Consider the following 11,785-nt stretch of genomic DNA (forward strand, 5'->3'; position numbering starts at 1 on the left):
TGAAAAAAAAGGTCCGATTCATGCGATACTCTGGTTTCAAGGTCATCAAAGAGGCTCTTACCGGGCACAAAGGGTGGACACCGGCCTGGCGCGAGCCAGAGCCCAAGCCACATTACGACATCGTCGTCATCGGCGGTGGCGGTCATGGCCTATCTACGGCGCATTACCTGTCCAAGGTATTTGGCCTCCGCAATGTGGCGGTGATTGAAAAAGGTTGGATTGGTGGCGGCAATGTCGGGCGCAATACAACCATCATCCGCTCCAATTACCTGCTGGACGGCAACGAACCTTTCTACGAGTTCTCGCTGAAACTGTGGGAAGGTCTTGAGCAGGACGTAAACTACAACGCGATGGTCAGCCAGCGCGGGATCATCAACCTGATCCACACAGACGCCCAGCGCGACGCCTTTACGCGACGTGGCAACGCCATGATCCTGAATGGCGCGGATGCCGAGTTGCTGGATGCCGAACAGGTGCGCAAGGAATACCCGTTCCTGAACTTCAACGATGCCCGGTTCCCGATCAAGGGCGGGCTTGCCCAGCGGCGCGGCGGCACGGTTCGGCACGACGCGGTGGCCTGGGGATATGCCCGGTCGGCAGACAGCCACGGTGTCGATATCATCCAAAACTGCGAAGTGACCGGTTTCCGTATCGAAAACGGAAAATGTCTGGGCGTTGAAACTTCGAAAGGGTTCATTGGCGCAGGCAAGGTTGGCTGTGCCGTGGCCGGGAATTCGGGACGTGTCATGGGCATGGCGGGTATGCGGCTGCCAATCGAAAGCCATGTCCTGCAAGCCTTCGTTTCAGAAGGTCTTAAGCCGGTTCTGCCCGGCGTGATCACCTTTGGCGCGGGACATTTCTATGTCAGCCAGTCCGATAAGGGCGGGCTGGTCTTTGGCGGCGATATCGACGGGTACAATTCGTACGCACAACGCGGCAACCTGCCGGTGGTCGAAGATGTCTGCGAGGGCGGCATGGCCCTGATGCCGATGATCGGTCGCGCGCGTCTTCTGCGGATGTGGGGCGGGATCATGGATATGTCCATGGATGGATCGCCCATCATCGACCGGACCGGCATCGATGGCCTCTATTTCAATGGCGGCTGGTGTTACGGCGGGTTCAAGGCAACTCCGGCGTCGGGGTATTGCTTTGCGCATCTGCTGGCAAAGGATGAACCGCACCCGACAGCCACCGCCTATCGGTTCGACCGGTTCCGCACGGGCCGCATGATCGACGAAAAAGGTATGGGCAACCAGCCCAACCTGCACTGAGGGGAGCAGCACCATGATCATCCATCATCCCTTGCTGGGCCCGCGCGACAGTTCCGAATTCGTCTATCTGGGAGACGCTTCGTTGATCAACAGGCCCGATTGGCTGGCCGAAGACGCGGCCGAAGCGTTTTATGACTACGCCTATCTGCGCGACAATCCAGCCGGCGAACACCGCGAGTTGTGGTTCCACGAGGGGGGCGACCGATCTTGGCTGGTTGTTACTCGCAACACCGCGACACATGAGATTTCCAAAGTGGAACTGGCCCGTGACGTGGCCCGGGCACAGGGGCGTTCCAAATGACTCAAGACAATAGGCTGAGTGGCGGTCAGATCGACCGCACCAAAACCCTGAATTTCAAATTCGATAATCGCAGTTACCATGCACATCCGGGCGATACGCTGGCCTCGGCCCTTCTGGCCAATGGCGTGCGCCTGATGGGCCGGTCGTTCAAGTACCACCGCCCGCGTGGCGTGCTGACTGCCGGTTCGGAAGAACCCAACGCCATTGTCGAGCTGCGCACGGGCAGCCGTCAGGAACCCAACACTCGTGCCACGACCGTTGAGATGTTCGAGGGGCTTGAGGCCCATTCCCAAAACCGATGGCCCAGCCTGAGATTTGACGCTCTGGCAATCAACGACAGGTTTTCGACCTTTCTGACGGCGGGGTTCTACTACAAAACCTTCATGTGGCCTGCCGCGTTCTGGGAAAAGCTGTACGAGCCGATGATCCGTCGCGCCGCAGGTCTTGGGTCATTGTCGATGCAGGAAGACCCCGATGAGTATGACAAGGGGTTTCGACATTGCGATCTGCTGATTATCGGCGCGGGTCCAGCCGGGCTGATGGCGGCACTGACGGCGGGCCGGGCCGGTTCCGAGATCATTCTTGCGGATGAGGATTTCGCACTTGGCGGGCGGCTCAACAGCGAATCCTTTTCGCTGAACGACAGCGATGCGACCGATTGGGTTAAACAGAGTGTCGCTGAACTTTCTGCAATGCCAAACGTTCGCATGATGTCGCGCACGACCGTGATCGGTGCCTTTGATCACGGCATTTATGGCGCAGTTGAGCGGACGGGCGATCATCTTGCTTCTCTGCCTTCCGGTAAACCGCGGCAGATCCTCTGGCGCATCTACGCCAAACGCGCCTTGTTATGCGCTGGCGCGACCGAGCGGCCCATCGCGTTTGAAAACAACGACAGGCCCGGCATCATGCTGGCAAGTGCGTTGCGCAGCTATGCAAATCGGTTTGCAACCACGGCGGCGCAACGTGTCGCCATATTTACGAACAACGATGACGGCCACCGCACCGCTGCGGACCTGCACGCAAAGGGTGTCAGGATTACTGCTGTCGTCGACGTCCGTGACGACGCCCCGACCAGCCATGACTATGAAGTTCTGCGCGGCGCGCAGGTTAGGGACACCAAAGGCCGACTGGGGCTGACCTTTGTCGAGGTCGAGCTGGCAGACGGGTCGTCGCGCACGCTGGACTGCGGCGCGCTTGGCGTCTCGGGTGGCTGGAACCCCAACGTGCATTTGACCTGCCATCAACGGGGGCGTCCCGCGTGGAACGAAGATCTGGCGGCTTTCGTGCCCGGCGCGGACTTGCCGCCTGGGCTGTCCGTCGCAGGGGCGGCGAATGGTGTGATGTCCACCCATGGCGCCCTGCAATCCGGGGCAGAAGGCGCGGCGCAGGCGCTGGGCCTGAAAGGTCCGCTGCCCGATCTGCCTAAGGCCGAGGATACCCCGATCTCGCAGACACCGTTCTGGCATGTTCAGGGTTGCAGCCGCGCGTGGCTGGATCAGCAGAATGACGTGACCGTCAAGGATGTTAAGCTCAGCCATCAGGAAGGGTTCCGCTCGGTCGAGCATTTGAAACGCTATACCACGTTGGGCATGGCCACCGATCAGGGCAAGACATCGAACATGGGCGGGCTTGCGATCATGGCCGAGCTTGCGGGTAAGTCCATTCCGGAAACCGGCACAACGATCTTCCGCCCGCCCTATACGCCCGTTCCGATTGCAACCTTTGCTGGCCGGGTGAAAGGCAAGGAGTTTCATCCAACCCGCCTGACCCCGTCACATTACTGGGCCAAGGAACGCGGCGCGGTGTTTGTCGAGGTCGGCAATTGGCTGCGTGCACAGTGGTTCCCGCTGCCCGGTGAAACCCATTGGCGGGAATCCGTGGACCGTGAAGTGCGCCAGACCCGCGCCTCGGTCGGGGTGTGCGACTGCACCACGCTTGGAAAGATTGATGTTCAGGGTGCGGATGCGGCGGATTTCCTGAATAGGCTATATTGCAACGGATTTGCCAAACTGGCCGTCGGCAAAACTCGCTATGGGCTGATGTTGCGCGAGGATGGAATTGCGATGGATGACGGTACCGCCGCGCGTCTGGCCGAGGATCATTTCGTGGTCACCACCACAACCGCCAATGCGGTCAAGGTCTACCAGCATATGGAATTTGTCCGGCAATGCCTGTTCCCGGACATGGATGTACAACTGATCTCGACCACCGAAGCCTGGGCACAATATGCGGTAGCCGGGCCCAATTCGCGCAAACTTCTACAAAAGATCGTGGATCCCGAGTTCGACATCTCGAATGAAGGCTTCCCGTTCATGGCTTGCGGCAACATCACCGTATGCGGCGGGTTGCGCGCGCGGTTGTTCCGTATTTCCTTCTCGGGCGAATTGGCCTTTGAAATCGCGGTGCCATCGCGATACGGCGACGCGCTGATGCGGCGTTTGATGCAGGAAGGTGAAGAGTTCGATGTCGTACCCTACGGCACCGAAGCGCTGGGCGTCATGCGGATCGAAAAGGGTCACGCCGCAGGCAACGAGTTGAACGGAACCACCACCGCCCTGAACCTTGGAATGGGTCGGATGGTCTCCAAGAAGAAAGACAGCATCGGCTCAGTCCTGTCCGAGCGTGAAGGGCTGAACGAACCAGATGCTTTGATGATGGTTGGCATCAAGCCTGTGAACGCTGGCGACAAGGTAACCGCCGGAGGGCATCTGATGAATGCCACGGGTCCCGTGGATGCTGCCCATGATCAGGGCTATGTCACATCGGCAGCATATTCGCCGTCGCTGGACAGCCATATCGGCCTTGGCTTTTTGAAAAACGGCATCACACGTCAGGGCGAAAAGATGCGCCTTGTGTCGCCAGTGACCGATCTCACGGTCGAGGTTGAAATCGTCTCGGCCCATTTCGTCGACCCCGAGGGAGAACGGCTCCGTGCATGATCTTGAAGCAATAACCGCGCTGGGTGAAACCGAACCCAAGATCGACAGGGTCGGAAGCGTGACCTGTACCGAAACTCCGGGTGTGGCGCTGGCCTCGGTCGCCGCTCGGCTGGGTCGGGAAAACAAGACCCGAAACGTCGTATCCCAATTGATCGGAGTGGAAACGCCTGGCGTTGGTAAGTTTACCGGCGGGCCGATCGTAGCCTTCTGGACCGGGCCTGATCAATGGATGATAGAAGCGCCCTTTGTGACGCATGAAGATCTGGCGCATCTGGTGAAAGAAAGCACTGGGGATAACGCATCGGTTTCCGAACAGACAGACGCATGGGTCAGGTTTGATCTGGACGGAGAGGGCGTGTTGGCAGTGCTGGAATTGCTAAGCAGTCTGGATTGCCGAAAAATGGCGGTCGGTGCCGCATCCCGCACGTCAATCCATCACCTGGGATGTTTCGTCCTGTGCCGTGCTTCTGGTTCGTTCAGTGTCTACGGGCCAAGATCGTCTGCCGGGTCACTGCATCATGCGATTGTGGCCGCAATGAAATCGGCGCTTTGAAGGCAAGGTCAGCTTGAGGGCAGCGGGGCGTTGTCTTCGACCCGAAACCGGTTGATCCGTCGCCGGTCCTCGCTGGGGCTTAAACCAAAGGCGGACCGATAGTGTGTCACCAAAGGCGTGACCGAGCTGTATCCGATGGCCGCAGCGATGTCGGCAATAGGGTCCTTGGTATAGACAACCATCTGACGGGCCGCCTTCATCCGCATGGACCGGAAATAATGGCTGGGGCTTTGCCCCGTGGCCTGTTTGAAGGCGCGCTCGATCTGGCGGGAGGTGACGCCCGTTTGATCCGCTATGTCCGCGATCGAGATCGGATTGCCGATACGGCTTGCGAACAGGTCGACACATCGCGCCACAAGCGGCGGCAGCTTTTCACCCGTGGCAGGTTTGCTTGCACTGGGCACCTGTTGCTGAACACCCTCCCCTCTCATCATCGGATGCTGGAACCAGCAGGCCACCTCATGTGCGACTTCGCCGCCCAACCGGTCCTGAATCAGATGCAGGGCCAGATCAAACGCGGCCGCCGCGCCGGCCGCAGTATACCGCGTGGCATCCGACACGATCACTTCGCGCCGCGCATCTATCTGGGGAAACTCGGCCAGAAATGCAGCCTCGTAACACCAGTGCACCGATACCGGATGGCCGGTCATGACCCCCGAGCGCACGAGCGGGAAAACGCCGCCGCTGATACCGCCCAGAATTGTCCCGTGTCGTGACAAGGCCCGCAACGCACCATTCCCCTGGGTCGGGTTTCTGAAGTCCGAGGTCGGACTGCTGAGCAGGAACAGAATATCAATCGGCTGGCAGTCTGAGAGGTTGCGTTCAGCCTCAAAACGCACATGAGCGCTGGAGCTGACCTTTCCCCCGTTTTCCGCCACAAGAGACCAGCGAAATGCCTCTTGCCCGGCGATCTCATTTGCAGCGCGCAGCGGTTCGATGACCGAGGTCAGGCAAGCCATCGGAAAGCCATCGAACAGCAGAAACCCGATCTCAATTCTATTTTCTGTCAGCATGAGCGCTACACTATCAGTAAATCCTGGTTCGGCCCGGATTGCTCCTTGGCCGCTCTGGCCTGCGGAAACGGTTCCAACAAGTGTAGCAAAACACGGAACGTGCGAAATCGAAAAAACACGCAACAAACATGGCGAAAATCGGGGTCAGGGGTCTCATTCGGATTGACAGGCTGAAAGGGACAAAGGTTGCGCAGCGCCATTTGCCGGTCTGGCGATGCCGTAGATGCTGGACCCGTGACGGCTGAGACCCTAACGTGGCCTCAATGCTTCGCTATACCCTTAAACGACTGATCTCATTGCTTGCCAGCCTTGCTATCGCCTCGGTGGTTATCTTTGCCGTGATCGAGGTCGCGCCGGGGGACCCGGCCTCGTTCATGCTGGGTGTCAACGCGCAGGAGGATACGTTGGCCGCGCTGCGGGCTGAACTGGGTCTGGATGGATCAAGGGTACAGCGGTATTTCAACTGGGTCGGGGGGATGGTGGCCGGGGATTTCGGCACCTCGTACACCTACCGCACACCGGTGTCGCAGATGATTGCGGACCGGCTGTGGGTATCGTTGCCTTTGGCGCTATATGCGCTCACGCTGTCCACACTGATCGCCTTTCCCGCCGGGATCTATGCCGCCGCGCGTCGGGGCAAGCCCGGGGATCTGGCGGTGATGGGGGCGACACAGCTTGGTATCGCGGTGCCGAATTTCTGGTTCGCGATGATGCTGGTGCTGATCTTTGCCATAAACCTACGCTGGTTCAATGCCGGTGGGTTTGTTGGCTGGGGCGAGGGCCTTTGGGCAGGGCTGCGTTCGCTGACTTTGCCCGCCATTGCGTTAGCCCTTCCTCAGGCCGCGATCCTGGCCCGCGTCATGCGATCCGCGCTGCTGGATATTCTGGGCGAGGATTTTATGCGCACCGCGCGGGCTAAGGGATTGTCGCGTCGTCAGGCTCTGTGGCGGCATGGGGTGCGAAACGCGCTGATCCCCGTGCTGACGATCATCGGCTTGCAGTTTTCCTTCCTGCTGGCCGGGTCGATCATCATCGAACAGGTGTTCTACCTGCCGGGCCTCGGGCGGTTGGTGTTTCAGGCCATTTCGGCCCGCGATCTGATCGTGGTTGAATCGGTGGTGATGCTGCTGGTCTTTGCGGTGATCACCGTGAATTTTCTGGTGGATCTGGCCTATGCAGCCGTTGACCCAAGGCTAAGGAGCCGGTCATGAGCCGCAACCTGATTCTGGGCGCGGCGCTGTCGTCGCTGGTGGTGCTGGCGGCGCTGGCCTCGTTTGTCTGGACACCCTACGACTATGCCGCGCTGGATATCCCCAACAAACTTCAGACGCCCGATGCACGGCACTGGTTCGGGACGGATCACTTCGGCCGCGACATGCTCTCGATGATCATGGTCGGTGCACGCACGTCGATTGCGGTGGCTCTGGTGGCTGTGGGGATCGGCATGGCGCTGGGCGTACCCCTTGGCCTGACAGCCGCCGCGCGCAAAGGATCGTGGTTGGATGAGGTGATCATGCGTGGCAACGATCTGGTCTTTGCCTTTCCCTCGCTGGTCATCGCCATCCTGATCACGGCTGTGTTCGGTGCCGGTGCCATCAACGCGATCATTGCGATCGGTATTTTCAACATCCCCGTCTTCGCCCGCATCACCCGCGGGGCCGCATTGTCGCTGTGGGAGCGCGAGTTCATACTTGCCGCCCGTGTGTCGGGCAAAGGCGCAGCACGGATTTCAGCCGAACATATCCTGCCCAATGTTGCCAACCTGCTGATCGTTCAGGGTACCATCCAATTTTCATTGGGCATACTGGCCGAGGCGGGTCTGTCCTATGTCGGTTTGGGTGCGCAGCCGCCGACACCCAGTTGGGGCCGTATGCTTGCGGACGCGCAGACAATGGTCAGTTTTGCTCCGCATTTGGCTCTGATTCCGGGCATGGCCATCATTGTCACCGTGCTGGGTTTGAACCTGCTGGGTGATGGTCTGCGCGACTGGTTGGATCCAAGGATCAGGGTGGCGCGGGCATGACGTTGCTGCAAGTCGAAAACCTGTCCCTGTCGATCCACGGGGTGTCGATCCTGAAACGGGTGAACCTGTCTATCGATCCAGGCCAGATCGTGGCGGTGACAGGTGAAAGTGGTTCGGGCAAATCCATGACAGCACTGGCTGTGATGCAGCTTCTGCCAAACGGGGCAACGGCAGACGGCGTGATCCGACTGGACGGCACTGACCTGCTGACCCAATCCGAGGCCGAGATGTGCGCCTTGCGTGGCGCGTCTATCGGGATGGTGTTTCAGGAACCGATGACGGCACTCAACCCGGTGAAAACCATCGGCGATCAGGTGATGGAGACCATCCTGATCCACAAGGCAATGCCTCCTGCTCAGGCTCGGACCCGTGCCACAGAGGTTTTGACCCGGGTTGGCCTGCCGCCCGACAGGTTCCCTCTGTCGCGGTATCCGCATGAGCTGTCGGGCGGGCAGCGTCAGCGTGTGGTCATTGCAATGGCCATCGCATTGCGCCCTAGGCTTTTGATCGCGGATGAGCCGACGACGGCACTGGATGTCACAACGCAGGCGCAAATCCTTGATCTGCTGAAAGGGCTGGTTCGCGAATATGATATGGGCTTGCTGATGATCACCCATGATCTGGCTGTGGTCTCGGACATGGCCGATCAGATTGTCATCATGCGTCACGGCGAGGTCGTCGAAAGTGGCGCGACCCGAAACCTGTTTCGAGATATGCAGCACCCCTATACCCGCATGTTGTTCGAAGCTTCGGGTCATCAGGTCACCCTGCCTGAACCTACACAGCAACGCCCGCTTCTGGAGGTTTCGCAGGTCGTCCGGGATTACCGCCTTCCCCGCAAAGGTCTGCTGGAACCGCCGCGTCACCACCGCGCGGTGGATGGTGTCAGCTTTACCCTCAACCGAGGGGAGCGTTTGGGGCTGGTGGGCGAGTCCGGTTGCGGAAAATCGACCCTAACACGGGCTATTCTGGGATTGGAAGAGATCCAATCCGGTCAGATCCTGCTGGACAGTCAGCCGGTTTTCACCGGCCACAGGCCCAACCTTGCGGTGCGTCGCAAGATGCAGGTCGTGTTTCAGGATCCCTATGGCAGCTTCAACCCCCGCCACCGTGTCGCGCGCCTGATTACCGAACCCTTTCACCTGTTGGAAACGCCACCAAAGGGTTCCGAACGCCAGGACCGGATCGCAGAGATGCTGACGGCAGTGGGCCTCGGCCCCGATGATGCGGGCAAATACATTCACGAGTTCTCGGGCGGGCAACGCCAGCGGATCGCCATTGCCCGCGCTCTGATCATTCGGCCGGAACTGATCCTGTTCGATGAGGCGGTCTCAGCCCTCGACGTTTCGGTGCGCGCCCAAATCCTCGATCTGCTTGCCGAACTCTGCGATGCTTATGATCTGACTTACCTGTTCATCAGCCACGATCTGAGTGTGGTGCGTACCATCACCGATCATGTTCTGGTGATGCAATCCGGACGAATTGTCGAACAAGGCAAGACCAAACAGGTATTCTCGGACCCGCAGCATCCCTACACGCAAACCTTGATCGCCGCCGCGCCCCAATTGCCTGAAATCGGGAAGTTGTCGGCGTAAAACCCTTTGTTAGAGCCTGAATGGAGGCCAAAATGACCCAACCACTCTGGTTTGACCCCACCCTTTGCATGATCGGTGGAAACTGGACGCCTACGGCATCGGGCGAAACATTGCCGTTGACCAACCCGTCAGACGGGACCGAGATCTGCCGGATCGCGCGCGGCTCGGGCGCGGATATTGACGCGGCGGTCTCCGCCGCCAGATCTGCGTTAAAGGGCGACTGGGGGCGCAAGGCGGCCTTGGAGCGTGGTCGCATCCTGACCCGGCTGGGACAATTGGTGTTGGAGCGCGTGGACGATCTGGCGCGGCTTGAGGCGATGGATGTGGGTAAGCCCCTGACGCAGGCTCGCGCCGATGCCATTGCGCTGGCGCGCTATTGTGAATTCTACGGCGGTGCAGCGGATAAGGTGATGGGTGAGACCATCCCCTATCTCGATGGCTATACCGTCTATACCCTGCGCGAACCCCATGGGGTGACGGGCCACATCGTGCCGTGGAACTATCCGATGCAGATTATCGGGCGTTCGGTCGGGGCGGCGTTGGCCATGGGCAACGCCTGTGTTCTGAAACCGGCAGAGGAGGCCTGCCTGACCGCGCTGGCCTTTGCCCATCTCGCACAGCAAGCGGGTCTGCCAGCAGGTGCACTGAATGTTGTGCCCGGTCTGGGGGCCGAGGCCGGAGCCGCACTGTCCGGGCATCCGGGGGTCAACCATATCTCGTTCACTGGTTCGGTCGCCACGGGGGGCCTGGTGCAACAGGCTGCGGGGCGAAACGTTGTGCCTGTGACGCTGGAGCTGGGCGGAAAATCCCCGCAGTTGGTGTTTGACGATGCCGATCTGGATGCCGCTCTGCCATTTCTGGTGAATGCGGGCATTCAAAACGCGGGGCAGACCTGCTCGGCCTCCTCCCGCATTCTGGTACAGCGCGGTGTCTATGATCAGGTCAAATCCCGCATGACCGCGGCCTATGAACAGCTTAGCGTTGGGCCCGCGATGCAGGATCTTCGCGTTGGGCCGCTGATTTCCGAGCGGCAAAAGCATATCGTAAACAGCTTTCTGGACAAATGCGCCGATCTGACCATTGCGGCAGAAGGGACGATCACACAGGATGCGCCAGAAACCGGGGCATATGTCCGGCCCACCTTGTTCGCTGATGTGCCACCGGATCACCCGCTCGCCCGCGATGAAATCTTCGGCCCGGTCCAGGTTCTGATCCCCTTTGACACCGAGGAACAGGCTCTAATCATTGCCAACAGCACAGACTACGGCCTTGTCGCCAGCGTCTGGACACGCGACGGTGCGCGGCAGATGCGGTTGGCGAAAGGGCTGCACGCGGGTCAAGTCTTCCTCAACAACTATGGGGCAGGTGGCGGCGTTGAACTGCCTTTTGGCGGCGTGGGCAAATCCGGCCACGGCCGCGAGAAAGGCTTTGAGGCGCTTTATGGCTTTTCACAACTCAAGACAGTGGCCGCCTATCACGGGTAACAAGCGCCCGACCTGTCAGATCATCGTTTCTTTGGCGCATGCGCGCCCCAGATTTGTTGATGAATTCGCAAGGTGTGGAACCGCTGAAGGTGGCGAGACTACGCGTAAGTTTGTAACCCGCGGTGAAATCACCAAAGCGCGGGTGACTCAGCACGAGGACAGCAATTTTGAGAAACGGTTTCGCACGGTCTGAAGGCATAGGAGATGAATCCGTAAACGGAACTCCTACCAACGAGGTACCCCCACCCCCAACACTGGATGGATCTGGTTCGCTCTGAGCATTCCAAGGAGGATTGCGCAGCCCCAACCGACACCGGAGAAAGCGGTAAGCAAAGTGATACTGGCCCGTCGCATCGGTGTCGCCCGTGATTAGTTCGAAAAACCGGACGTACTTATCCGCAAAGCAATGGCATGCGCATCGCAATATATTTGTTTGTTAAAAAGTGGTGAGCCGTGCAGGATTCGAACCTGCGACCCACTGATTAAAAGTCAGTTGCTCTACCAACTGAGCTAACGGCCCACTCTTTTGTTGGATCTTCTCGATCCGTGGCGCTCTTTACGGCAATTTCCCAACCGGGTTCAAGCCCTTATTTTGCGCCTCGT

9 protein-coding genes and 1 tRNA gene are annotated in these 11,785 nt (G+C 59.4%); 8 read left to right on the forward strand and 2 right to left on the reverse strand.

Features of this window, described 5'->3' with window-relative positions:
* The first annotated feature begins 20 nt into the window (after positions 1–20).
* Genes AC2FNC_RS03440 through AC2FNC_RS03455 form a run of 4 tightly spaced genes read left to right on the forward strand, consistent with a single transcriptional unit; the run spans position 21 to position 5,067 of the window.
* Positions 21–1,271: a sarcosine oxidase subunit beta family protein gene (locus tag AC2FNC_RS03440; protein WP_480519599.1), complete on the forward strand. Its 1,251-nt coding sequence runs from the start codon at positions 21–23 to the stop codon at positions 1,269–1,271.
* Between the two features lie 13 nt (positions 1,272–1,284).
* Positions 1,285–1,572: a sarcosine oxidase subunit delta gene (locus AC2FNC_RS03445; RefSeq protein ID WP_480474536.1), complete on the forward strand. Its 288-nt coding sequence runs from the start codon at positions 1,285–1,287 to the stop codon at positions 1,570–1,572.
* Entirely contained in the window at positions 1,569–4,514 is a 2,946-nt protein-coding gene (locus AC2FNC_RS03450) for a sarcosine oxidase subunit alpha family protein (RefSeq protein ID WP_496714622.1), read from the forward strand. Before AC2FNC_RS03445 ends, AC2FNC_RS03450 begins: the two co-directional genes overlap by 4 nt.
* A complete protein-coding gene (locus AC2FNC_RS03455) occupies positions 4,507–5,067 on the forward strand; it encodes a sarcosine oxidase subunit gamma (RefSeq protein WP_496714623.1) in 561 nt (186 codons plus the stop codon). The genes AC2FNC_RS03450 and AC2FNC_RS03455 overlap by 8 nt, the downstream gene beginning before the upstream one ends.
* A gap of 8 nt (positions 5,068–5,075) precedes the next feature.
* Here the strand turns inward: AC2FNC_RS03455 and AC2FNC_RS03460 are convergent, their stop codons facing one another.
* A complete protein-coding gene (locus AC2FNC_RS03460) occupies positions 5,076–6,080 on the reverse strand; it encodes a GlxA family transcriptional regulator (protein ID WP_496714624.1) in 1,005 nt (334 codons plus the stop codon).
* Between the two features lie 263 nt (positions 6,081–6,343).
* On the opposite strand from AC2FNC_RS03460, the gene AC2FNC_RS03465 reads away from it, so the two are divergent.
* The 4 genes from AC2FNC_RS03465 to AC2FNC_RS03480 are packed head-to-tail and all read left to right on the forward strand — an operon-like array spanning position 6,344 to position 11,182.
* On the forward strand, positions 6,344–7,291 hold the full coding sequence (locus AC2FNC_RS03465; protein WP_480560124.1) for an ABC transporter permease: 948 nt from the start codon (positions 6,344–6,346) through the stop codon (positions 7,289–7,291).
* Positions 7,288–8,103, forward strand: coding sequence for an ABC transporter permease (locus tag AC2FNC_RS03470; protein WP_480606098.1), 816 nt, complete (start codon positions 7,288–7,290; stop codon positions 8,101–8,103). The genes AC2FNC_RS03465 and AC2FNC_RS03470 overlap by 4 nt, the downstream gene beginning before the upstream one ends.
* Positions 8,100–9,698 carry an ABC transporter ATP-binding protein gene (locus AC2FNC_RS03475; RefSeq protein ID WP_496714625.1) on the forward strand — a complete coding sequence of 533 codons (1,599 nt, stop codon included), beginning with the start codon at positions 8,100–8,102 and terminating at the stop codon, positions 9,696–9,698. Before AC2FNC_RS03470 ends, AC2FNC_RS03475 begins: the two co-directional genes overlap by 4 nt.
* Positions 9,699–9,730: 32 nt before the next feature.
* Entirely contained in the window at positions 9,731–11,182 is a 1,452-nt protein-coding gene (locus AC2FNC_RS03480; RefSeq protein ID WP_496714626.1) for an aldehyde dehydrogenase family protein, read from the forward strand.
* A gap of 444 nt (positions 11,183–11,626) precedes the next feature.
* Here AC2FNC_RS03480 and AC2FNC_RS03485 read toward each other — a convergent pair.
* A tRNA-Lys gene (locus AC2FNC_RS03485) sits at positions 11,627–11,702 on the reverse strand.
* Between the last annotated feature and the right edge of the window lie 83 nt (positions 11,703–11,785).

The organism is Ruegeria sp. BHSA123 (assembly GCF_059613425.1).

What these genes read in the sequence shown, in the direction of transcription:
- AC2FNC_RS03440 (WP_480519599.1), top strand. Translation starts at nt 21, where the DNA reads ATGCGATACTCTGGTTTCAAGGTCATCAAAGAGGCTCTTACCGGGCAC.
- AC2FNC_RS03445 (WP_480474536.1), top strand. Translation starts at nt 1,285, where the DNA reads ATGATCATCCATCATCCCTTGCTGGGCCCGCGCGACAGTTCCGAATTC.
- AC2FNC_RS03450 (WP_496714622.1), top strand. Translation starts at nt 1,569, where the DNA reads ATGACTCAAGACAATAGGCTGAGTGGCGGTCAGATCGACCGCACCAAA.
- AC2FNC_RS03460 (WP_496714624.1), bottom strand. Translation starts at nt 6,080, where the DNA reads ATGCTGACAGAAAATAGAATTGAGATCGGGTTTCTGCTGTTCGATGGC.
- AC2FNC_RS03465 (WP_480560124.1), top strand. Translation starts at nt 6,344, where the DNA reads ATGCTTCGCTATACCCTTAAACGACTGATCTCATTGCTTGCCAGCCTT.
- AC2FNC_RS03470 (WP_480606098.1), top strand. Translation starts at nt 7,288, where the DNA reads ATGAGCCGCAACCTGATTCTGGGCGCGGCGCTGTCGTCGCTGGTGGTG.
- AC2FNC_RS03475 (WP_496714625.1), top strand. Translation starts at nt 8,100, where the DNA reads ATGACGTTGCTGCAAGTCGAAAACCTGTCCCTGTCGATCCACGGGGTG.
- AC2FNC_RS03480 (WP_496714626.1), top strand. Translation starts at nt 9,731, where the DNA reads ATGACCCAACCACTCTGGTTTGACCCCACCCTTTGCATGATCGGTGGA.